This is a genomic window from Wenzhouxiangella sp. YN9 (assembly GCF_056324165.1).
In genome coordinates, this window is record NZ_JBJNIP010000024.1 from 1 (window position 1) to 331 (window position 331).

The window sequence follows — 331 nt, forward strand, 5'->3', positions numbered from 1 at the left end:
CCAGAAGCCATCCCTGCGCCATCCGAAGCCAACCGATGGATGCGGGGCCGCGTTGTTGCCGGCTTCGCCCCATTGCAGCACTGGCCACCTGATCCTCCTACTGTTTTCTCGCGATGGCACGGTCGGGAAGGGTCCAGCCCGCACAGCAAGCAAGTTCTGAGAAATAGAGCGTGGGACTTTGACTTTCAAGCGCGCTTTTTCGTGCCTTTTTTCGCGCTGGAAAAAAGGTAACCGCCGAAAGAGCTTGCGAAGCATGCCGGGCGCAATGCCTTTGACTTGTCGATAACAGCTCAGCGGGCCTGCGCCGCCAGCGCCCAATCCACGGCTCACC

1 protein-coding gene is annotated in these 331 nt (G+C 59.8%); it reads right to left on the reverse strand.

Features of this window, described 5'->3' with window-relative positions; translation table 11 throughout:
* The coding region (locus tag ACEWQ0_RS00060) for a hypothetical protein (RefSeq protein ID WP_476484113.1) at window positions 1–255 on the reverse strand (255 nt) is incomplete at its 3' end.
* Between the last annotated feature and the right edge of the window lie 76 nt (window positions 256–331).